At 37.2% G+C, this 23,638-nt stretch carries 21 protein-coding genes; all 21 read left to right on the top strand.

The window, feature by feature from the left end:
* Window positions 1-6 precede the first annotated feature (6 nt).
* The 21 genes from ACFSUL_RS18905 (at window position 7) to rnpM (ending at window position 23,637) form a co-directional block, all read left to right on the top strand.
* Window positions 7-1,059 carry a protein-glutamate methylesterase/protein-glutamine glutaminase gene (locus ACFSUL_RS18905; protein WP_377937778.1) on the top strand — a complete coding sequence of 351 codons (1,053 nt, stop codon included), beginning with the start codon at window positions 7-9 and terminating at the stop codon, window positions 1,057-1,059.
* Window positions 1,060-1,074: 15 nt separating this feature from the next.
* A complete protein-coding gene (locus ACFSUL_RS18900) occupies window positions 1,075-3,120 on the top strand; it encodes a chemotaxis protein CheW (RefSeq protein WP_377937459.1) in 2,046 nt (681 codons plus the stop codon).
* 16 nt (window positions 3,121-3,136) lie between these two features.
* On the top strand, window positions 3,137-3,583 hold the full coding sequence (locus ACFSUL_RS18895; protein ID WP_377937457.1) for a chemotaxis protein CheW: 447 nt from the start codon (window positions 3,137-3,139) through the stop codon (window positions 3,581-3,583).
* An 11-nt stretch (window positions 3,584-3,594) separates the two neighbouring features.
* On the top strand, window positions 3,595-4,236 hold the full coding sequence (locus ACFSUL_RS18890; protein WP_377937455.1) for a chemotaxis protein CheC: 642 nt from the start codon (window positions 3,595-3,597) through the stop codon (window positions 4,234-4,236).
* The gene (locus ACFSUL_RS18885; RefSeq protein ID WP_377937453.1) at window positions 4,229-4,729 is read left to right on the top strand and encodes a chemotaxis protein CheD; all 501 of its coding nucleotides are present in this window, start codon (window positions 4,229-4,231) and stop codon (window positions 4,727-4,729) included. Before ACFSUL_RS18890 ends, ACFSUL_RS18885 begins: the two co-directional genes overlap by 8 nt.
* A gap of 260 nt (window positions 4,730-4,989) precedes the next feature.
* On the top strand, window positions 4,990-5,745 hold the full coding sequence (locus tag ACFSUL_RS18880) for a FliA/WhiG family RNA polymerase sigma factor (protein WP_377937451.1): 756 nt from the start codon (window positions 4,990-4,992) through the stop codon (window positions 5,743-5,745).
* A gap of 33 nt (window positions 5,746-5,778) precedes the next feature.
* Entirely contained in the window at window positions 5,779-6,084 is a 306-nt protein-coding gene (locus ACFSUL_RS18875; RefSeq protein ID WP_377937449.1) for a hypothetical protein, read from the top strand.
* A gap of 243 nt (window positions 6,085-6,327) precedes the next feature.
* Window positions 6,328-6,882, top strand: a complete 555-nt coding sequence (locus tag ACFSUL_RS18870) for a hypothetical protein (RefSeq protein ID WP_377937447.1) — start codon at window positions 6,328-6,330, stop codon at window positions 6,880-6,882.
* A 154-nt stretch (window positions 6,883-7,036) separates the two neighbouring features.
* Entirely contained in the window at window positions 7,037-7,744 is a 708-nt protein-coding gene (rpsB, locus tag ACFSUL_RS18865; protein ID WP_071412799.1) for a 30S ribosomal protein S2, read from the top strand.
* 201 nt (window positions 7,745-7,945) lie between these two features.
* Window positions 7,946-8,830, top strand: coding sequence for a translation elongation factor Ts (gene tsf, locus ACFSUL_RS18860; protein ID WP_377937445.1), 885 nt, complete (start codon window positions 7,946-7,948; stop codon window positions 8,828-8,830).
* A gap of 92 nt (window positions 8,831-8,922) precedes the next feature.
* A complete protein-coding gene (gene pyrH, locus ACFSUL_RS18855; RefSeq protein WP_377937443.1) occupies window positions 8,923-9,648 on the top strand; it encodes a UMP kinase in 726 nt (241 codons plus the stop codon).
* Entirely contained in the window at window positions 9,648-10,205 is a 558-nt protein-coding gene (gene frr / locus ACFSUL_RS18850) for a ribosome recycling factor (protein ID WP_377937441.1), read from the top strand. Before pyrH ends, frr begins: the two co-directional genes overlap by 1 nt.
* Window positions 10,206-10,505: 300 nt before the next feature.
* Window positions 10,506-11,297: an isoprenyl transferase gene (locus tag ACFSUL_RS18845; protein WP_377937439.1), complete on the top strand. Its 792-nt coding sequence runs from the start codon at window positions 10,506-10,508 to the stop codon at window positions 11,295-11,297.
* The gene (locus ACFSUL_RS18840; protein ID WP_377937437.1) at window positions 11,297-12,091 is read left to right on the top strand and encodes a phosphatidate cytidylyltransferase; all 795 of its coding nucleotides are present in this window, start codon (window positions 11,297-11,299) and stop codon (window positions 12,089-12,091) included. Before ACFSUL_RS18845 ends, ACFSUL_RS18840 begins: the two co-directional genes overlap by 1 nt.
* 32 nt (window positions 12,092-12,123) lie before the next feature.
* The gene (dxr, locus tag ACFSUL_RS18835; protein ID WP_377937435.1) at window positions 12,124-13,275 is read left to right on the top strand and encodes a 1-deoxy-D-xylulose-5-phosphate reductoisomerase; all 1,152 of its coding nucleotides are present in this window, start codon (window positions 12,124-12,126) and stop codon (window positions 13,273-13,275) included.
* A gap of 454 nt (window positions 13,276-13,729) precedes the next feature.
* Entirely contained in the window at window positions 13,730-14,986 is a 1,257-nt protein-coding gene (gene rseP / locus ACFSUL_RS18830) for an RIP metalloprotease RseP (RefSeq protein ID WP_377937433.1), read from the top strand.
* 141 nt (window positions 14,987-15,127) lie between these two features.
* The gene (locus ACFSUL_RS18825) at window positions 15,128-16,837 is read left to right on the top strand and encodes a proline--tRNA ligase (RefSeq protein ID WP_377937431.1); all 1,710 of its coding nucleotides are present in this window, start codon (window positions 15,128-15,130) and stop codon (window positions 16,835-16,837) included.
* A gap of 195 nt (window positions 16,838-17,032) precedes the next feature.
* Window positions 17,033-21,352 (top strand): PolC-type DNA polymerase III, encoded by a 4,320-nt coding sequence (locus ACFSUL_RS18820; protein WP_377937429.1) that lies wholly within the window; start codon window positions 17,033-17,035, stop codon window positions 21,350-21,352.
* Window positions 21,353-21,707: 355 nt separating this feature from the next.
* Window positions 21,708-22,178: a ribosome maturation factor RimP gene (gene rimP / locus ACFSUL_RS18815; RefSeq protein ID WP_071412789.1), complete on the top strand. Its 471-nt coding sequence runs from the start codon at window positions 21,708-21,710 to the stop codon at window positions 22,176-22,178.
* A 37-nt stretch (window positions 22,179-22,215) separates the two neighbouring features.
* Entirely contained in the window at window positions 22,216-23,349 is a 1,134-nt protein-coding gene (nusA, locus tag ACFSUL_RS18810; protein ID WP_377937426.1) for a transcription termination factor NusA, read from the top strand.
* Between the two features lie 12 nt (window positions 23,350-23,361).
* A complete protein-coding gene (rnpM, locus tag ACFSUL_RS18805; protein WP_377937424.1) occupies window positions 23,362-23,637 on the top strand; it encodes an RNase P modulator RnpM in 276 nt (91 codons plus the stop codon).
* Window position 23,638: the final 1 nt, after the last annotated feature.

Genomic DNA, 23,638 nt, shown 5'->3' with positions numbered 1-23,638 from the left:
GCTTTTATGCGAAAATTGATTTCAGACTTTTTAGCAAGTTCCGATCAGCTTGTAGTGGTTGGAACTGCTAGAAATGGTCAAGACGCATTAGCTAAAATCAAATCATTAAAGCCAGATGTTATTACATTGGATGTGGAAATGCCAGAAATGAATGGGATAGAAGCACTTAAGCTAATAATGGCTGATTGTCCACTCCCTGTCGTGATGCTTTCGTCTACAACTGAGATGGGGGCGGAGAATACATTAACAGCAATGGAGTTAGGTGCAGTCGATTTTATTCCGAAACCATCTGGTACTATTTCACTTGATCTTCATAAAATCAAAGATCAAATTATAGAAAAGGTTGTTGCCGCAAGTGGTGTCCAGGTTTCGCGTTTAGCATCAAGACAAACTAAGCAGACGCTGGTAGAAAGCCCATTAAATAGGAAGCCAAAAGAGTCACATTTCAACCAATTACATACTTCAAAGGTATGGAGTAAAAGTAAAGAGAAAATTATCTGTATAGGATCTTCTACTGGTGGTCCAAGGGCTCTTCAGCACGTTTTAACAAAACTGCCTGCGTCTATTAAAGCACCTATTCTAGTCGTACAACATATGCCACCTGGTTTTACAAAATCTTTAGCAGTAAGGCTGAATGCTCTTTCTGCTATTGAAGTCAAAGAAGCAGAGAATGGGGAAATCTTAAAAAGGGGAACAGCTTACATAGCACCCGGCGGCTTTCATTTAAAAATTAAAAATGAAAGAAATAATCTTGTTGTACAGCTAGACCAAGAAGAAGCACCTAGAAAAGGACATAGACCTTCCGTTGATGTACTCTTTGAATCTATTAGCATATTAAAAGATTTTGATAAAATTGCAGTAATTATGACCGGAATGGGTGCAGATGGGTCTAAAGGTCTGGTAAAATTAAAGAAGGATGGTAATACTCAAGCGATTGCTGAGTCAAAAGACTCATGCATCGTTTTTGGAATGCCCAAAGCAGCTATTGCTACAAATCTAATAGATGATGTAGAAAATGTAGAGAATATAGCCCATTCAATTATGAAATTTATGGTGTAGAGAGGCGTGAACCATATGGAAACGAATCAATATCTAGAGGTTTTTATCGACGAAAGCAAAGAGCATTTACAGTCATGTAATCAACAACTATTAGAATTAGAGAAAAACCCTGAAGATTTATCCATCATTAACGAAATCTTTCGTTCTGCTCATACGTTAAAAGGGATGTCCGCTACGATGGGATACGAAGATTTGGCAAACCTTACGCATAAAATGGAAAATGTTTTAGATGGAATTCGGAATCAAAAAATTGTTGTAACACCGGAAATCGTTGATGTACTTTTCTCCTCTGTTGACGATCTTGAAGCGATGGTAGAATCTATCGCGAGTGGGGGAGACGGAAAGCGTGATGTCTCAGAAATCGTCAAACTCTTGCAATCTATTGAGAACGGTGAAAGCCTGGATACAATAAAAGCAAGTGCGGAAGTAGCATCAACTGCCATCACGGAAAGTGAAACAGCAGGGTATACCTTCGAAGCTTTTGAGCAAACTGTCATCGAGCAATCGAGAGAACAGGGGTTCGAATGCTATCAATTGATTATTTCTTTACGTGATGATTGCCTCTTAAAGGCTGCTAGAGTATACATGGTGTTTGAGGTTCTTGAGAAATTAGGAGAAGTGGTTAAATCTGTCCCAGCGGTCGAGCAGTTAGAAGATGAGAATTTTGATCAAGAATTCTCTGTTACTATAATTACAAAAGAAGCTAGCGATGCTATTAAGCAAAAGGTGTTAAAAGTTTCAGAAATTGAAAAGGTAGATGTTTCTGACGTAACATTTAATTCTTCGGCAAGTAAAGTGGAAGGTGAAAAAACAGAAGAGGTTAACCAAAACGCAGACACAAAAAAAGAGACAAAAGCGAGTACTTCTTCAAATGAAAAACATCCTTCTTCTCAAACTAAACAAGCTAGCGTTTCTAATAAAACAATTCGTGTGAATATTGAAAGACTGGATATCCTAATGAACTTATTTGAAGAGCTTGTCATTGATAGAGGAAGGCTTGAGCAGATATCCAAAGATCTAAATAATCCTGAATTAAATGAAACGGTAGAAAGAATGTCCAGAATTTCTGGTGACTTGCAAAATATTATTCTTAATATGCGCATGGTTCCGGTTGAAACGGTATTTAATCGTTTTCCGAGGATGGTAAGACAACTTGCGAGAGATTTGAATAAAAAAATTGAGCTTGAAGTCATCGGCGCTGAAACGGAACTAGATCGTACTGTCATTGATGAAATTGGTGATCCATTAGTACATCTTATTCGAAATGCACTTGATCATGGAATTGAAACACCAGAAACACGTATTGCAAATGGGAAACCAGAACAAGGTACAGTTAAACTGAAAGCATATCATAGTGGTAATCATGTTTTTATTGAAATTGAAGATGATGGTGCCGGAATAAGTAGAGAAAAAGTACTGAAAAAGGCCATTTCTAAAGGTGTGGTATCAGAAGAAGTTGCAGAAACTTTATCGGATAGACAAGTATTTGAATTGATTATGGCATCTGGTTTTTCTACAGCAGACCAAATCTCCGATATTTCTGGTCGTGGAGTAGGGCTTGACGTTGTTAAATCAACAATAGAATCACTAGGAGGTTCTATTACAATTGATTCGGAAGAAGGAAAAGGTTCCTTATTCTCTGTACAACTTCCATTAACTTTATCGATTATTTCCGTTATGCTAGTGGAGGTCGAAAAAGAAAAATATGCTATTCCATTATCTTCTATTATTGAAACGGCGATTGTTAAAAAAGAAGATATTATGAATGCGCATAATCAAAGAGTTATTGATTTTAGAGGAAAAGTAGTACCGCTTGTGTTCCTTGAAGATGTGTTCGAAGTTCCAAACGAGAAGCAAGAAGAAGAGTTTTTCTCTATCATCATCGTTAGAAAAGGGGATAAAATGGCAGGATTAGTTGTCGATTCCTTTATAGGTCAACAAGAGGTTGTATTAAAATCACTAGGTGATTATTTAGCGGATGTATTTGCCATTTCTGGTGCTACAATTCTTGGGAACGGTCAAGTTGCTTTAATTGTTGACTGTAACGCGTTAATTAAATAACTAAGGGGGGACAAAGATGAGTTTAGTTACTACCGATACTGACAATTTGAAGTTAATTGTTTTTCAATTAGTTGATAAGGAGTATGCATTACCTGTTCATCAAGTTAGTTCAATCGAAAAAATGGAACATATCACAAGGGTACCTAAAACTCCAGGGTTTGTAAAAGGAGTTCTGAATCTTAGAGGAATAGTGACACCTATCATTGATTTACGGAGTCGCTTCGGTCTCGCTGATTCAGAGTCTACGGAAAGTACAAGAATTATTATAGTAGGACTAGATGATAAAGAAGTAGGTCTTATCGTAGATGCAGCGAATGATGTTCTAGACGTACCAACAAATGCAATTGAGCCGACACCAGAAGTAGTTGGTGTAATTGAAGCGGAATATATCGGCGGTGTTATTAAACATGAGAAGCGTCTTCTCATTTTACTCCATTTAGATAAAATCCTCCATGCTTTATAGGGTTGTGCGAAATGGGATTTGAAGAAAAAATAACAAGTACACATTTAGATGTATTAAGAGAAGTTGGAAATATTGGTGCAGGTAATGCAGCGACAGCTCTTTCTACTCTTCTGAAAAAAAAGATTGATATGAAAGTTCCGAATGTAAAAGTAGTATCTTTTGATGAGGTCATGGGAATGGCAGGTGGGGCGGAAAATGTTGTCGTGAGCATATTTTTACGAATTGAGGGCGAGGCACCTGGAAGTATGTTTTTCTTATTACCATTAGAACAAGCGGCAAAGTTTTCGAAAGTTATGCTTGAAGATGACTCTATTTCATTTGAGAAACCTCCATATTCTGAACTGGGGTTATCCGCCTTGCAGGAATTAGGTAATATTTTGTCCGGCTCTTATTTAACAGCACTTTCGGATTTCACATCGCTAAATCTTTCTCCGTCCGTCCCTGCCTTGTCAATAGACATGGCAGGTGCAATTATTGGTTTTGGGCTTTTAGAACTATCACAAATGAGTGATTATGCGATAGTAATTGACACCACTCTTAAAGAAGAGGAGTTGCAGGATTCGGACAGTGTAAAAGGTCAGTTTTTTTTACTTCCTGATCCTGCTAGTTTCAAGGCTATTTTTGAGTCGTTAGGAGTTAAGGTGAATGAGTGAATCATTGATGACTGTCATAAAGGTCGGGATATCTGACTTGAATGTAGTTCACGCTGGTCAATCGATTCGTACTTCCGGATTGGGCTCTTGTGTTGGTATTGTTTTATATGACGAATTTGCGAAAATTGCGGGGATGGTGCACATAATGCTACCTCATTCGAGTTTCGCGAAGGGAGAAAACATAAATAGGGCAAAATTTGCCGACACTGGTATCGATGAGTTAATGAAAAAGCTACTGTATGAGGGCGCTCAAGCAAGACGGATAAAGGCAAAAATTGCAGGCGGTGCACAAATGTTCCAATTTTCCGGTAAGAATGATTTAATGAGAATTGGACCAAGAAATGTGGAAAGTGTAAAAGACGAGTTAAAGAAGAGAAGCATACCATTAATTGCTGAAGACGTCGGAGGTAATAAAGGAAGAACAATTGAGTTTTTTGTTGATAATGTTCAATTGCAGGTTAGAACAGTAAATGAAGGAACCAAAGTAATATAGTTATGAATTATCATGCATTAACTCGTTTTGTCTTCCAAATCTGTAGAAGAGAGAGCTAATCAATAACAGCGGAAAGTATCCCGAATAATAAGAGGACACTTAGTGTGTAACAATAAAGTGAAACTTGAAATAGTGGGTTTTTTGTCTCTCTAATTAAAAGCCCCTAGATGGAAATTTAAGATAGGATAGTACACATCTTCGATTACTTGAAGTAGTGGAATCTCCCGTTAAAGCTGATAGACCAAGGAAGGAGAAAGGCTATGTCTCAACAATCCTCTCTAATAAATGAGAAAAAGTATTGGGAAAAGTGGATAGAACATCGTGATACAGATGCTGGTGATATGTTGGTGAAAAAATATATGCCGCTTGTTTCTTATCATGTCGGGCGAATATCTGTTGGTTTGCCAAAAAATGTCTCAAGAGAGGATTTGAAAAGCCTTGGGTTAATGGGGTTACTTGACGCTCTGCAAAGATTCGATCCTACTCGCGACTTAAAGTTCGACACATACGCTTCTTTTCGTGTAAGAGGTGCTATCATTGATGGACTAAGAAAAGAAGATTGGCTTCCTCGTTCAACTAGAGATAAGGCAAAAAAAATTGAAGCGAAAATCGAAGAATTAGAGCAGAAATTATTACGACATGTTACTGCTGAAGAAATAGCAAATGAGTTAAACCTTACCGAAAATGAAGTAAATCAAACTATCCATGAACATATGTTCGCCAACGTCCTATCCATTGATGAGCAGTTGAAGGATGATGACCATGAATCACAATCATTTTCCCTGAAAGACGAAAAGTCTAAATCGCCTGAGGAACATTTGTTGAAGGGCGAAGGAGTAAAAGAATTAGAAACTGTCATTAAAAAGCTTTCTGAGAAGGAGCAAATGGTTTTAAGCTTGTTTTATAAAGAAGAGTTAACTTTAACGGAAATTGGTCAGGTAATGAGTCTATCTACTTCTAGAATTTCACAAATACATTCAAAAGCTATCTTTAAACTACGTAATCTCCTTAGTTGATACTAAAAAATCAAATAGGAAGTAGGGAATAGAATGAGTTTGAAAGCGATTGAGATGCAAATTGCTTTACCAAAAACATTTGAAGCAGGAAAAGTGATGGATCAAACTCAAACAGCGGGTCAGCTAGCACAAAGCCAAGCTGCATTTGAAATGGAAAAGGAATCGGAAAGAAAACGGAAGTCTGTTGTTGAAAATAATGCAAAAAGAGAAGCGACATTAGAAAATGAAGGAAGTTCAGATAAAAATCAAGAAGAGCTAAAGAGAAGTGGACGGAAAAACAATACAACGGTTACGTTTAACCACCCGTATAAAGGGAAAACTGTTGATTATTCGGGGTAGAGATTTGTACTTTTGTCATATGAGATAATTTTGGCTGTTTTCTTCTATTTACAGGAAGTAAACAGCTTTGTTATTGCGTAGCGTACTATAAAATATTTGCATGTATTATAGAAACAGTTTATATCTAGCTCGAGCTCTTAGCCCCTCAAGGTCTTTTCCTGGAAATTTGCCTTTGAGCAAGCCGCTTGCGCATTTGTTATTCAGGAACTGACCAATTTAAAGTAAAAGAAACAAGGTGAATATATGTCTGTATTTTTGATTTTTGTTTCCTTTCTATTGAATATTGTTGCATTCTTAGCAATTATTCTACTCTATACTAGACAAAATAGGTTAATGAATATAGAAAAGAAACAAGAAAAAGTGATAAACGATTTGGAAGACATTATTTCTTCTTACCTACTAGAAATGAAGGAAGAAAATGAACAGTTTATGAAACAGCTAGAAAACCGTTCAAAAGTAGAAAATAAAGATGATCGGCAAAAACAACCTAATTCCAGCAAACAAGATGATAATGAATCTACACAAGCTGTTATTAATACAAGAGCAACTGCTTACCAAATGAATAGAATGAATGCAAACAAAGCATATTCGAAAGTATTTCCTGATACTGTAGACGATAATGAGAACAATACTCAATTGCCTCCAATTAGAACGGAAGAAGAAAACACGGACGATTCACTAGAAAATAGAGCCTTACTTATGCATCGCAATGGAAAAACAGCAGAAGAGATTGCAAAATTATTAGGCAAAGGGAAGACAGAAATCGAGCTTCTATTAAAATTTCGTCAAAATAAGTAATATTTTCTTGATTGCTCAGAGTTGTTATGCTATATTATTCATGGTGTGATTACACACGCTTCTCGATTCTTTTAGATGGTGCTATTAACATAATAGTTTCTGAAGAAAATGACAGAAGCGGAGGAAAATAAAAACCATTAGGAGGAACACACACATGTCAGTAATTTCTATGAAACAATTACTTGAAGCTGGTGTACATTTCGGACACCAAACTCGCCGTTGGAATCCAAAAATGAAGAAATATATCTTCACTGAGCGTAACGGCATCTACATTATCGACCTTCAAAAAACAGTTAAGAAGGTTGAAGAAGCGTACAAATTCGTGAAAGAATTAGCTGGTAACGGCGGTAAAGTTCTTTTCGTTGGTACGAAAAAACAAGCACAAGAATCTGTGAAAGAAGAAGCAGAACGTGCTGGAATGTTCTATATCAACCAACGTTGGTTAGGTGGAACATTAACAAACTTTGAAACAATCCAAAAGCGTATTGCACGTCTTAAAGAAATTGAAAAAATGGAAGAAGACGGTATTTTTGAAGTACTTCCTAAAAAAGAAGTAGTTCAATTAAATAAAGAGCATGAACGCTTAGTTAAATTCTTAGGCGGAATCAAAGATATGCATGAGATTCCAGATGCTCTATTCATTATTGATCCACGTAAAGAGCGTATTGCTGTAGCAGAAGCGCGTAAACTTAATATTCCAATCGTGGGTATTGTAGATACAAACTGTGATCCGGATGAAATTGATGTAGTTATTCCTGCAAACGATGATGCAATCCGTGCAGTTAAACTTCTTACTGGTAAAATGGCTGATGCGATTTTAGAAGCTAAACAAGGTGAAGAAGAAGCAGTAGCTGCTGAGTAATGTAAGAAGGTGATAAGTGGGGGCACCCTTATCACCTTTTTTTAAAGAGATAATAAATACTTTATGAAGATTAGTAAATCTGCTATTTAATTGTCCTAATGATCTTGTTTTAAATAAGTAATTGTTGGGCAAATATTATAGTAGATAAAATTTATAAAAAAGTTATGAAGTAAGTTTACATATTTAAGGAGGAAACCCACAATGGCAATTACTGCACAAATGGTTAAGGAACTTCGTGAAAAAACTGGCGCAGGTATGATGGATTGTAAAAAAGCGTTAACTGAAATGGACGGCGATATGGAAAAAGCAATCGATTTCCTTCGTGAAAAAGGTATCGCAAAAGCAGCTAAAAAAGCTGACCGTATTGCTGCTGAAGGTACAACTTTCATCATGAGCGAAGGTAATGAAGCGATTATTCTTGAAGTAAACGCTGAAACAGACTTTGTTGCGAAAAATGAAAATTTCCAAGGTCTTGTTAAAGAACTTGCGGAACATCTATTGAAAAACAAGCCAGCAACAGTTGAAGCTGCTCTAGAGCAAAATATGGAGAATGGCTCTACTGTAAATGAATATATTAATTCTGCAATTGCTAAAATTGGAGAGAAAATCACACTTCGCCGATTTGAAGTTCGTACAAAAACAGATAATGATGCTTTTGGTGAGTATCTGCATATGGGAGGACGTATTGGTGTTCTTTCTGTTGTAGAAGGTACAACGAATGCTGATGTTGCAAAAGATGTTGCAATGCATGCAGCTGCATTAAACCCTAAGTATGTTTCTCGCGATCAAGTTTCTGAAGAAGAAGTAGCGCATGAACGTGAAGTTTTAACTCAACAAGCTTTAAACGAAGGAAAACCAGAAAAAATTGTTGCGAAAATGGTAGAAGGACGTCTTGGTAAATTCTTTGAAGATATTTGTATCCTTGATCAAGCTTTCGTTAAGAACCCTGATCAAAAAGTACGTCAATACCTTGAAGCAAATGGTGCAACTTTAACAGACTTCGTTCGTTATGAAGTAGGCGAAGGACTAGAAAAACGTCAAGAAAACTTTGCTGATGAAGTAATGAGCCAAGTTAATAAAAAATAATAACTTTTAGTTAGAAGTTCTATTCTCAGTAGGGAACACAGGTGTGTTCCCTATTTTTCAAGAAAAAAATCTCACTACATATGGAGGTTCAAATGAGCGTTCCAAAATATAAACGTGTTGTTCTTAAATTAAGTGGAGAGGCCTTAGCAGGAGAAGAAGGCTTCGGTATTAACCCATCAGTAATTAAAAATGTAGCAGAAGAAGTTAAAGAATTAGCTGAACTAGGAGTAGAAGTAGCTGTTGTTGTGGGCGGAGGTAACATTTGGCGTGGTAAAATCGGTAGCGAAATGGGCATGGACAGAGCATCCGCTGATTACATGGGGATGCTAGCAACTGTCATGAATTCTCTTGCACTCCAAGATAGTTTAGAGCAAGTAGGAATTGAAACGAGAGTGCAAACTTCTATTGATATGCGTCAAGTTGCAGAACCATATATTCGTCGCCGTGCGATTCGTCATCTTGAGAAGAAAAGAGTCGTTATTTTTGCAGCTGGAACAGGGAATCCTTATTTCTCAACAGATACTACTGCAGCACTTCGTGCAGCTGAAATTGAAGCGGAAGTTATTTTAATGGCGAAGAATAATGTTGATGGAGTTTATTCCGCAGATCCAAAAGTGGATAAGAACGCGGTGAAATATGATGAATTGTCCTATTTAGATGTTATTAAAGAGGGATTAGCTGTCATGGATTCTACTGCATCCTCTCTATGTATGGATAATGATATCCCGTTAATTGTATTCTCTATAATGGAAGATGGTAATATTAAGAAGGCTGTAACAGGTGAAAATATTGGAACAATTGTGAGGGGGAAAGTATAATGTCCAATCAAGTTATTACAAATGCAAAGGAAAAAATGCAAAAAGCGATTCAGGCTTTTTCTAGAGAGTTAGCAAGCATTCGTGCTGGTCGTGCCAATGCTTCGCTTCTAGATAAAGTGACAGTTGATTACTATGGAGCACCAACTCCTGTCAATCAATTAGCTGGGATTTCTGTTCCAGAGGCTCGTATGCTCGTTATTCAACCGTATGATAAATCTGCATTGGGTGATATTGAAAAAGCGATATTGAAATCAGACTTAGGAATTACCCCTGCAAACGATGGGAATATTCTAAGAATAGTAATCCCTGCATTAACGGAAGAGCGTCGTAAAGAACTGGTTAAATTGGTTAAAAAAGAAGCTGAGGATGCAAAGGTTGCCATTCGAAATATTCGTCGTGATGCAAATGACGAATTGAAGAAACTGGAGAAAAATGGTGAAATGACAGAAGATGACCTTCGTGGATATTCGGATGATGTTCAAAAAGCCACAGATAGCAGTATTGCTCAAGTTGATGATGTGGCAAAAGAAAAGGAAAAAGAAATAATAGAAGTTTAATCTTATAATGAAGGCTTGAGGGGCTGGCAATAAGTGAAATTGATTCCTTATTGAACAGTCCCTTTTTTAAATAGCGGTTGAATTTGTCTGCAGTAGGACGAGGCACTGGGGTTATAGAACAGTTTCATTTTCCGAATTAAGCTATAAAATAATGATTCAAGATAAATGCCGTAACGAGTTTTTCTAGTGAAAATTCCTTCTCCCTTATTGATAGAAAGAATTTGATGGAGATATCTTCTTGTTTTTTTGATATGATAGTAAGGGCAAATATTTTTTGGATTGTTGGTGGAGGATTTTTTTATGTTAAATAAGCTTAAACAATGGAAAAGGCGACAAGTGAGTGAGGATGCTGATGAACGATTCCAAGAATTAAAGAAGCATCGAATTCCGGAGCACCTTGCGATAATTATGGACGGAAACGGTCGCTGGGCAAAAAAAAGAGCCCTACCGAGAGTGGCTGGACATCATGAAGGCATGAAAGTAGTACGCCGAGTGACAAAGCTTGCGAATCAATTAGGTATCAAAACCCTTACATTATATGCGTTTTCAACAGAAAATTGGAAACGTCCTAAGATGGAAGTAGAATATTTAATGAAACTTCCTGAAGAATTCCTAGGTACCTTTTTACCTGAACTTATAGAAGAAAACGTTCAAGTTAGAATGATGGGGTATGAAGAAGCTCTTCCATCACATACGGCAAATGCTGTGAAAAAGGCGATTCATAAAACAAAAGAAAATGATGGTCTTATTCTAAATTTTGCTTTGAATTATGGTAGTCGTTTTGAAATTATTGAAGCGATGAAAGATGTCTTAAAAGATGTTCAGAATGGTATACTAGAGGAAAGCCATCTAAATGAAGAAACTTTTTCACAGTATTTAATGACAAAAGATTTACCAGATCCAGACCTGCTTATTCGTACGAGTGGTGAAATTCGCTTGAGTAATTTTATGCTATGGCAATTAGCCTATTCTGAATTTTGGTTTACAGATGTTCTTTGGCCAGACTTTAACAAAGAACAACTTATTGAAGCAATTGAAGCATTTCAAGGTCGATCAAGAAGGTTTGGTGGATTACAAAGCGAGGAATCATAATGAAACAAAGAATAATTACTGCAATTATTGCAGCAGCAGTCTTTTTACCAATTATTTTATTTGGTAAAACACCGTTTACTATACTGATGTATTTAATTGCATCCATTAGCTTATATGAAGCATTGAAAATGAGAAACTTGGCTATCTTCTCTATACCGGGTATTATATCACTCGCCCTATTATGGGTATTTCTTATACCTAGCCAACATATTGACCTTATCGCCAATATTGGTTACAGCAAAATAGAGATAACGTTACTTGCCGTTCTTTTGTTTTTGACTTATACAGTTATTACGAAAAATCGTTTTACATTTGATGATGTTTCGTTTGCTATCTTAAGTATTTTATATGTTGGGATAGGGTTTTATTATTTTATTGAAACTCGTTTTAATGTAAACGGATTAGGTTTTGTTTTTTATGCATTATTTATTATTTGGTCGACAGACTCAGGGGCTTATTTTATTGGACGAGCAATAGGAAAAAAGAAACTGTGGCCAGATATCAGTCCGAATAAAACAGTAGAAGGTTTTATAGGAGGAGTGGTATGTGCTATTGTCATAGGCATTATCATGTCATTCTTTACAGATTTGAATATGTCGATACCAAAGTTAATTATCGTCACCGCTGTATTATCTGTGTTTGGTCAAATCGGTGACCTTGTAGAATCTGCTTTGAAGAGGCATTATCAAGTAAAAGATTCCGGTCAGCTATTGCCGGGGCATGGTGGAATGCTAGACAGATTTGATAGTTTATTGTTTGTTTTACCACTTCTACATTTCCTTAACGTTCTTTAAAAATAGGACGTGAGTGGGAGGAGAGATTATTTTTGAAAAAGATTAGTTTGCTGGGTGCCACAGGTTCTATTGGCACCCAGACATTAGATATAATTAAAGAACACCCAGATCAATTTGAATTAGTAGCAATGTCAGTAGGGAAAAATATTGCTAAGGCAAGAGAAATAGCAGAAGAATTTAAACCATTAGTATTATCTGTACAAGAAAAAGAAGACGCAGAAAAGTTAATGTCTGTTTTAACTTCAAAAACAAAAGTTTATTGGGGAGAAGAGGGCATCGTAGAAGCAGCATGTCAACATGACGCAGATATCGTAGTGAATGCAGTTTTGGGAAGTGTTGGGTTATATCCTACATTACAAGCGATAGAAGCAGGTAAAACAATTGCGATTGCTAATAAGGAAACACTTGTAACTGCAGGGCATATTGTAATGGATGCTGCAAGGAAGCATGGTGTATCTTTATTGCCTGTAGATAGTGAGCATTCTGCGATATTTCAAGCACTACAGGGGGAGAGAAAAGAAAATATTGAAAAGCTTATCATTACTGCATCGGGAGGAAGCTTTCGAGATCGCACTCGTGAGGAACTGGTTGGAGTCACAGTAGAAGAAGCATTAAACCACCCTAATTGGTCAATGGGAGCTAAGATTACAATAGATTCAGCTTCTATGATGAATAAAGGTTTAGAAGTTATCGAAGCCCATTGGCTGTTTGATATCGAGTATGATAAGATTGACGTTGTTTTGCATCGGGAAAGTATTATTCATTCTATGGTACAATACCACGATACTTCTGTGATTGCGCAATTGGGAACTCCTGACATGAGAACAGCTATTCAATATGCTCTTACATACCCTACTAGATTGCCGCGGACTCAAGCGAAAAAGTTAGATCTTGTGGAAATTGGCAAACTGCATTTTGAAAAGATGAACTATCATCGCTTTCGTTGTCTTGCTTTTGCCTTTGATGCTGGAAAAGTTGGGGGAAGTATGCCGACTGTTCTTAATGCAGCGAATGAAGCAGCTGTAGCGGCCTTTTTAAATGGTCAAATTTCATTTTTACAAATTGAAGATTTGATAGAGAAGGCGATGCAGGAACATGAGCTTATCCAATTGCCGGAATTGGATGCGATAAGGCAAATTGATAGGGAAACACGTCTAAATGTCCATCGTTTTATCAATGAATAGCTTGTGCATGTTTTTTATAGTATAAACGTAGTATGATAATAAAGAGTTTAGGCTCTTTAATTTAGGCTGTTTTTGTAAAGTTTGTTGCTTTTAAACTACACATTAAGTTTAACCAACTGAGTTGCTTGGAACGAAGGGCACTCGACTCCTGCGGGAGGAGAGGGAAGGGAAGGGAGAGAACCAAAGGCGAAGCTGGTGTCTAGCTCGCTGTGAAAAAGATAACATTCCCAAAAGGCAAAAAGCGCCTTTAGGAAATGTTCCTATTTTCTTCACGAGCTGAGCCAAGCCACTTCCGCTTTTCTAGAAGGCTCTCATTCCTCCCCGAGGAGTCTTGTGCACGCAGTGGGAAGCAACGGGCAGAATTTATAAGTAAAAACAACAATCTATGAGAAAAGAGCTTTAATTTATGATTAATTAGGTCTTACATAGTTGACCAAAAAAGGTGGTTTTTCATTTGCAAACAGTGATAGCCTTTATTGTCATTTTCGGTGCACTAGTCTTCTTCCATGAGCTGGGCCATTTGATTTTTGCAAAACGTGCTGGAATCCTATGCCGTGAATTTGCAATAGGATTTGGTCCAAAGGTTTTCTCATTTAAAAGGAATGAGACTACATATACTATCCGCTTGCTACCCATTGGCGGATTTGTAAGAATGGCTGGAGAAGACCCGGAAATGGTAGAATTAAAAGCAGGACATCGTGTCGGTTTAATCCTTAATGAGGACGAATCGATAGCTAGTATTGTTTTAAATAATAAGGATAAATATCCTAATATTCGAGTTATCGAAGTGGAAGAAGCGGACTTGGAACATAACCTATTTATTCGAGGCTATGAAGATGGGGAAGAAGAACAAAAAACTTTCAAGATATCTCGTGAAGCAGTACTTATAGAAGATGGTGTTGAGACACAGGTAGCACCGTGGGATCGCCAATTTGCTTCGAAAAGTTTACCAAATCGGGCTATGGCAATATTCGCAGGACCGCTTTTCAACTTTATTCTAGCCTTTTTCATTTTTATATTAGTTGGATTACTACAAGGTGTTCCTACAAATGAACCTGAATTGGGGAATCTAACAGAAGATGGAGCAGCTCAAGAAGCAGGACTTCAAGAAGGCGATAAAATTGTAACAATTGATGGAAATGAGATCGCCAATTGGGAAGATATTGTAAAAGTAATTCAAAAACATCCTGGCGATGAACTTCAGTTTAATATTGAAAGAGACGGTGTAACAAAAGAGATTGCCGTTACGCCTAAACCTCAAGAAGTAGAAGGAGAGGAAATAGGGATTATTGGAGTCCATACGCCTGTAGAGAAATCTCCGTTAAAGGTAGTAACAAACAGTGCTGAGCAAACGTATGAATGGACGAAAATGATTTTTGTTCTTCTTGGAAAACTAGTCTCTGGAGAATTTTCCATTGATGCTTTATCAGGACCAGTGGGAATATATCAATCAACAGATATTGTTGCACAATCCGGGATTTATTATCTTATGAGATGGGCTGCAATATTAAGTATTAACCTTGGAATCATGAATCTTCTTCCTATCCCTGCACTTGACGGAGGGAGACTGTTATTTTTTGCAATAGAAGCAGTGAGAGGAAAACCGATTGATCGACAAGCAGAAGGAATGGTTCATTTTATCGGTTTTGCCCTCTTGATGGTTCTAATGTTAGTCGTTACTTGGAATGATATTCAACGGTTCTTTTTATAAGAACTAGGTACAATTCAGCAAGCTTAATATTCAACTTAATTTTTAAAAGAGTAAGAATGTGAATAAAGAATGGAGTCGCTTACTCCGTTCTTTATTTACTATTAACCTATAGAAGTTTAAATTGTTTAGAGGTGCTAAAATATGAAGCAAAGTATGACATTTATTCCTACATTAAGAGAAGTTCCAGCAGGTGCAGATGTGAAAAGCCACCAGCTATTATTGCGAGCAGGGTATATAAGACAAACTGCAAGCGGCATTTATAGTTTTCTGCCATTAGGAAAGAAAGTACTGAGAAAAGTAGAAGAAATTGTTCGCGAAGAAATGGATAACGCAGGCGCTGCAGAACTTTTAATGCCTGCCTTGCAACAATCGGAATTATGGAAGGAATCAGGCAGATGGGCTACATACGGTCCAGAATTAATGCGATTAAATGACCGCCATGACAGGGAATTTGCCCTTGGTGCAACCCATGAAGAAGTTATTATGAGTTTGGTTAGAGATGAAATTAAATCGTATAAAAAGCTTCCACTAACGCTTTACCAAATTCAAAATAAGTTTCGCGATGAAAAACGACCAAGATTTGGTTTGTTAAGAGGTAGAGAATTTATCATGAAGGATGCCTATTCCTTTCATTCTTCTTTTGAAAGCCTAGATGAAACGTATGAAAAATTGTTTGAGGCGTATTGTAAGATTTTTGAGCGTTGCGGATTGAATTTCCGTGCAGTTATAGCGGATTCTGGAGCAATGGGAGGGAAAGATACGCATGAGTTTATGGTGTTGTCTGATATAGGAGAAGATATCATTGCCTATTCAGATTCATCAGATTATGCAGCAAATATTGAAATGGCAGAGGTGGTTGATCACTATACTGTCTCAGAAGAGAAAGAAGAAGAATTAGAAAAAGTATCTACTCCAAATCAAAGAACAATTGAAGATGTTTCGGTGTTTTTAAATAAAGAGTCATCACAATGTGTAAAATCATTACTCTTTAAAGTAGATGAAGAATATGTTCTAGTATTATCGCGTGGAGATCATGAGATCAATGATATTAAAGTAAAGAATTACTTAAATGCAAAAGTAGTAGAATTAGCCTCTGCATCTGAAACAAAAGCTGTATTTGGTTGTGAAGTTGGGTCAATTGGGCCGATTTCTATTAATAAGGATATTAGAGTCATTGCAGATAATGCTGTAAAATACATGACTAACGCTGTAACTGGTGCAAATGAAGATGGGTATCATTATGTAAATGTAAACATAAGTAGAGACGTTACAGCGATAGGGTTTGCAGATTTACGCTTTATCAAAGAGGGAGATCCTTCCCCAGATGGGCAGGGAAAAATTCTATTCGCTAAAGGAATAGAAGTTGGGCATGTCTTTAAATTAGGAACAAGATATTCGGCTGCAATGAATGGTACTTACCTTGATGAAAATGGCCGAGCTAAAGAGATAATTATGGGTTGTTATGGAATAGGTGTGTCTCGTACACTCGCAGCGATTGCGGAACAGTATAATGATGAAAACGGGCTTTTATGGCCTTCAAATCTTACACCGTTTGATCTGCACTTAATACCAATCAATATGAAAGATGAAGCTCAAAAAACTCTCACAGAGGAGCTCTATCAACAATTAAAGCAACATCGATATGATGTTTTAATGGATGATCGTGCAGAAAGGCCAGGAGTGAAATTTGCTGATTCCGATCTAATTGGGCTGCCAATCAGAATTACGGTTGGTAAAAAAGCTGGAGAAGGCATTGTAGAGGTTAAGGTAAGGAAAACAGGCGAAATGCTTGAAGTAAAAAAAGAAGAATTACTTGATACTATTCAAAACTTATTTGAAACATTAGCATAAAGCGAAGCTTCAATCAGTGGGGGGATTTCCCGTTAACGTGGGATAACTAGAAAAAGGGCTAGACATAGGGATAAATGTCAGCCCTTTTTCTCATTCAAACCTAAGGACTTGCCAATAAATATGCATTGAGTATAAGTGATTATTTATTTAAGATAGTAACTAGAAAAATTGATAGATAAGATGGGGGAGGTACACATGCAAGAAAATCCCGCTGGAAAGAAAGAACGGTTTAGAATATTGCTTCAACAATTACAGTTAACCGACGATATGTTTGTTCAACATTTTGATCAAGCAGAAATTGAAAAGTTAATAGTTGATCAAAAGGAAAGAAAGTGGCATTTCCAATTTACTTTGCAAAAATTAATACCATGTAATGTGTGGACAAAATTTTCTCAAAGCTTACAAGCATCTTTTCAGCATATAGCAAAAGTTCAATTCAGTTTAAAAGTTTTAGATACTTCTTTTACAGAGGAACTAGTTTTACAATATTGGGACAACTGTATAAAAGAAATTGACGGGATTTCCCCACCAATGCTACAGCTGCTTCATAATCAAGCACCAAAAGTACAGGGGAACAAAATTATCATTCAGGCATCTAATGATATGGAAGCTATAACATTAAAGAAAAAATATGGTGAGCTTATTTCAACCATATTTGAAAGTTACGGGTTTCCAAGGCTAGTAATTGATGCGGAAGTTTCAGAAGTGAAAGAACAAAACCAGGATTATGAGAAATTCCTTGAAGAAAAGCGAAAAGAAGATGAAGAACGTGCAAAACAGGCGGTTCTTGACATGCAAAAACGTGAAAAAGAACAGTCAACAGAAGCTCCTAGCGGTCCGTTCATGCTTGGATTAAAGATTAAAGACGATGCTGATTTCCGGAAAATTGAAGATATCCAGGATGAAGAAAGACGAATTGCTATCGAAGGCTATGTTTTCGAAGCAGAAACGAGAGAGCTAAGAAGTGGACGTACATTATTAACATTTAAGGTCACGGACTACTCGAGCTCGATTTTAGTTAAAATGTTTTCACGTGATAAAGAAGACGCGGCACTGATGGGCAACTTGAAAAAAGGAATGTGGGTCCGTTGTAGAGGAAGCATTCAAAATGATACGTTTGTCCGAGATTTGGTGATGATTGCAAATGACGTTAATGAAATTACTCCTGTTATTCGAAAAGATACAGCACCTGAGGGAGAAAGACGGGTAGAGTTGCATATGCATACTCCGATGAGTCAAATGGATGCAGTATCTAGTGTAGGTGATTTAGTAGGACAAGCAAAAAAATGGGGTCATAAAGCGATTGCTATTACAGATCATGCTGTTGCACAATCGTTTCCTGAGGCATACAGTGCTAGTAAAAAACATGATATTAAAGTTCTTTACGGTCTTGAAGCAAACTTAGTAGATGATGGCGTTCCTATTGCATATAATTCCGCAGATAGAATACTAGCAGACGAAACATATGTCGTCTTCGATGTAGAAACAACAGGGTTATCTGCTGTGTACGACAAAATAATTGAATTAGCTGCAGTGAAAGTCAAAAATGGTGAGGTTATTGATCGATTTGAATCATTTGCCAACCCACATCATCGTTTATCTGCGACAACCATTGATTTAACGGGGATTACAGATGATATGGTGCAAACTGCACCAGAGATTGATGAGGTTTTAACGAAATATCATGATTGGGTAGGTAACGACATACTAGTAGCTCACAACGCTTCATTTGACATGGGATTTTTAAATGCAGGCTACCAAAGAGCGGGTCTTGGTAAGGCACAAAACCCTGTAATTGATACACTAGAGCTTGCAAGACTGCTCTACCCTACATTCAAAAATCATCGCTTAAACACGCTGGCGAAAAAGTTTGATGTTGAGCTAACACAGCATCACCGAGCGATTTACGATGCGGAAGCGACTGGGTACTTACTAATAAAAATGCTGAAGGATGCAGCAGAACAAGGTATTGAAAACCATAACCAATTTAACGATTATATGGGAAAAGGCGATGCATACAAACGTTCAAGACCTTATCACTGCACGCTACTCGCACAAACGGAGGAAGGGTTAAAAAACCTTTTTAAATTAGTCTCTATTTCCCATTTAAACTATTTTTATCGAGTTCCTAGAATTCCCCGCTCTCAATTACAAAAATACCGGAAAGGAATATTGGTCGGTTCAGGGTGTGATAAGGGAGAAGTTTTCGAAGGAATGATGCAAAAAGGGAGCGAAGAAGTAGAGGAGAAGGCTGAATTCTATGATTACTTAGAAGTACATCCAAAACAAGTTTATCAGCATCTTATTGAATTAGAACTAGTACAAGATAGTAAAAATCTTGAAGACATTATTGTAAATATTGTTGAACTAGGAAAAAAACTTGATAAACCAGTTGTGGCTACCGGCAATGTTCATTATTTAAATGAAACAGATAAAATATACCGGGAGATACTTGTAAGATCGCAGGGAGGAGCAAATCCGTTAAATCGACATAATTTGCCTGATGTTCATTTTAGAACAACAAATGAAATGCTCGAAGCATTTTCCTTCTTGCCAAAGGAAACGGCAAAAGAAATCGTTATCGAAAACTCTAACAAAATTGCAGATATGATTGATGAGATTAAACCGATTAAAGATGATCTTTATACACCTAAAATTGAAGGTGCAGACGAAGAAATGCGTCGGCTAAGTTATGATATGGCTAAGAGTATTTACGGTGAAACACTTCCTGAAATAGTGGAAGAAAGGCTTGAAAAAGAATTAAAAAGTATTATTGGTCATGGGTTTGCCGTCATTTATTTGATTTCTCACAAGCTAGTGAAAAAGTCACTTGATGATGGTTATCTGGTAGGTTCAAGGGGGTCTGTAGGTTCATCTTTTGTTGCGACGATGACAGAAATAACAGAAGTCAACCCTTTACCTCCTCATTATGTGTGTCCAACATGTAAGCATTCTGAATTCTTTGATGACGGTTCAGTAGGCTCAGGATTTGATTTACCGGATAAAAATTGTCCAACCTGTAATATACCTTATAAAAAAGATGGACATGACATTCCATTTGAAACATTTCTAGGGTTTAAAGGGGATAAGGTACCGGATATTGATTTGAACTTCTCAGGGGAATATCAGCCAAAAGCCCATGATTACACAAAAGTTCTCTTTGGTGAAGACAATGTTTACCGTGCTGGAACAATTGGTACTGTAGCTGAAAAGACCGCTTTTGGATATGTGAAGGGATATGCTTCCGATCATAATCTGCATATTCGCGGAGCAGAAGTAGATAGATTAGTTCAAGGGTGTACTGGTGTAAAAAGAACAACAGGGCAGCATCCAGGTGGTATCATTGTTGTCCCTGATTATATGGACATTTTTGATTTTTCTCCAATTCAATTTCCGGCAGATGATACAAAATCAGAATGGAAAACAACGCATTTTGACTTCCATTCCATTCATGATAATTTGTTGAAGCTTGATATATTAGGTCATGATGATCCGACAGTTATTCGTATGCTTCAAGACCTTTCAGGAATTGATCCTAAAACAATTCCAACAGACGACCCGGAAGTGATGAAAATATTCAGTGGTACAGAGTCATTAGGGGTCACACAAGAACAAATAATGTGTAAAACAGGGACACTCGGCATCCCAGAGTTTGGAACTAGATTCGTACGTCAAATGCTTGAAGATACGAAACCAACAACTTTTTCCGAACTTGTACAAATTTCTGGACTTTCACATGGGACAGATGTTTGGTTAGGAAATGCACAAGAGCTTATTCACAACAATATTTGTACATTGAGTGAAGTAATTGGATGTCGTGATGACATCATGGTGTATTTAATCTATCAAGGACTTGAGCCATCACTTGCCTTTAAAATTATGGAGTTTGTTCGTAAAGGAAAAGGTCTTCAAGATGAATGGATAGAGGAAATGAAGAAAAACGGTGTACCGGACTGGTATATTGATTCATGTTTGAAAATAAAATATATGTTCCCGAAGGCGCATGCTGCTGCCTATGTTTTAATGGCGGTTCGTATTGCCTATTTCAAAGTACATCACGCTCTTTTATACTATGCTGCCTATTTTACAGTGCGGGCGGAGGATTTTGACATTGAAGCAATGGTAAGAGGTTCTGAAGCAATCCGTGCAAAAATTGAAGAGATAAATGGAAAAGGGCTAGATGCTTCACCAAAAGAAAAGAATACGCTAACGGTTTTAGAGTTAGCACTTGAAATGTGCGAACGGGGTTACAAATTCCAAAAAGTAGATCTCTACCGTTCACAAGCTGCAGAATTTGTTATTGAAGGAGATACATTAATTCCTCCGTTTAACTCGATTCCTGGTCTTGGAACTAATGCTGCATTTAACATTGTAAACGCAAGGGGAAATGGGGAATTCCTTTCGAAGGAAGATCTGCAACAGCGAGGAAAAGTTTCTAAAACAATTATCGAATACTTAGATAATCATGGTTGTCTAGAAGCGTTGCCAGAAAAAAACCAACTTTCCTTGTTTTAGACTCGCTTCTAGTAAGGGAAGAGTTTGCATATAAAATTTGGTTATGTTATATTTTTATTGGTAATACTTAAGATAGTTCTAGGAAAAGAGTGGGGACCTCCCCACTCTTTCGTTATTATTTAATGGAGATTTTTAGAAATTCTTTTGTTTCTTCAGTCTTTATTTATGAAGATTATCATATAAACCAGTCACATAAGTGGAAGCGGCTTCGTTTTATTATGGACGGCACGATTGTCGTGTAAATGCTTGGTAGTGGTTCACCAGGCACCAGCCATTTTCAAAAGGCAGAGGGTTTTTACTGTCCATTTGAAAATATCCAAGCCTCTTGCCGCTTGAACTAAACAGGAGGTTATGTATGAGTAAGATTACTACACTTGTAGAAGAGCTTATCACACCAATCTTAGATGATATGTCACTCGAATTAGTTGACGTAGAGTATGTAAAAGAAGGTTCCAGTTGGTTTCTTCGCGTATTTATTGATAAGGATACAGGTGTTGATATTGAGGAATGTGGGGTTGTAAGCGAACGTTTAAGTGAAAAACTCGACAGTATCGATCCCATTCCACACAATTATTTTCTAGAAGTTTCTTCACCAGGTGCTGAACGTCCATTAAAGAAAGAAAAGGACTTTGAAAAAGCAATCGGAAAAAATGTACACGTAAAGACGTATGAACCGATAAATGGGGAGAAAACATTTGAAGGAAAGCTTGTTTCTTATGAACAAGATTTTCTTACAATTGAAATTACAATTAAAACAAGAAAAAAACAGGTTGAGATTCCTACAGAGAAAGTTGCAAAAGCAAGGCTTGCAGTCACTTTTTCATAAGAAGCAACCTTAGCCTAGAAGGGGGATGACTTATGTCATGAGCACGCAATTACTAGATGCTCTAACTGTTTTAGAGAAGGAAAAAGGCATTTCAAGAGATGTTATTATAGAGGCAATTGAAGCTGCACTTGTTTCCGCCTACAAAAGAAATTTTAATCAAGCACAAAATGTTCGGGTAGATCTTAATTTAGGTACCGGAACAATGCGTGTTTTTGCTCGTAAAGAAGTAGTAGACGAGGTGTTCGATTCTCGCCTAGAAATTTCAGTAGAGGATGCAGCAGACATAAACCCAAGTTACGAAGTTGGAGATGTAGTGGAACTTGAGGTCACACCGAAAGATTTCGGTCGTATTGCAGCACAAACAGCTAAACAGGTAGTTACACAGCGAGTAAGAGAAGCAGAAAGAGGAATTATCTATTCTGAATTTGTTGACCGCGAAGAAGACATCATGACTGGGATTGTGCAGCGCCAAGATAATCGTTTCATCTATGTAGCGTTAGGGAAAATTGAGGCGCTGTTACCTGTAAGTGAACAAATGCCTAATGAAACATATAAACCGCATGATCGAATTAAAGTGTTTATTACGAAGGTAGAAAAAACGACTAAAGGACCGCAAATTTTCGTTTCACGGACGCACCCTGGTCTTCTAAAACGTTTGTTTGAAATTGAAGTGCCAGAAATTTTTGACGGTACTGTAGAAATTAAATCAGTTGCTCGTGAAGCAGGAGATCGCTCGAAAATATCCGTTCATGCAGATAATCCTGACATAGACCCAGTTGGATCTTGTGTCGGAACAAAAGGTGCTCGTGTCCAAGCGATTGTAAACGAACTTAAGGGAGAAAAGATTGATATTGTCCAATGGACTGAAGACCCGGTAACGTTTGTTGCAAATGCGCTTAGTCCTTCAAAAGTTCTTGATGTGCAAGTCGATGAAGAAGGAAAAGCAACTAGAGTCATCGTCCCTGATTATCAGTTATCGCTTGCGATTGGAAAACGTGGTCAAAATGCGAGACTAGCTGCTAAATTGACAGGCTGGAAAATTGATATTAAAAGTGAAACAGATGCTCGTGAGCTGGGTGTATATCCACGCGAAGAAGCATTCTTGCCACTTGAAGCAGAGGAAAACGATGCCGATGAACCTTTAAATATTGATTTTGATGATCAAGACTAAGAGGTGAAACAGTTGAGCACTAGAAAAAAGGTTCCATTAAGAAAATGTATTGCTACTGGAGAAATGAAACCAAAGAAAGAAATGATTCGAATTGTACGTTCCAAAGATGGAGACGTGTCAATGGATCCTACGGGAAAAAAATCAGGTCGCGGTGCGTATCTTTCAAAAGATAAAGATACAATCTTGCAAGCGAAAAAAAAGAATACACTAGCTAATCAATTACAAACAAAGGTTGATGATTCACTATACGATGAGTTAATCGCGTTTGTTGAAAAGGGTAATGTTTAAC

The organism is Bacillus seohaeanensis (genome assembly GCF_042684945.1).
GTDB classification, from domain to species: domain Bacteria; phylum Bacillota; class Bacilli; order Bacillales; family Bacillaceae_B; genus Rossellomorea; species Rossellomorea seohaeanensis.
The sequence above is the reverse complement of the archived record's forward strand: the minus strand, read 5'-3'. Positions and strand labels throughout refer to the sequence as shown.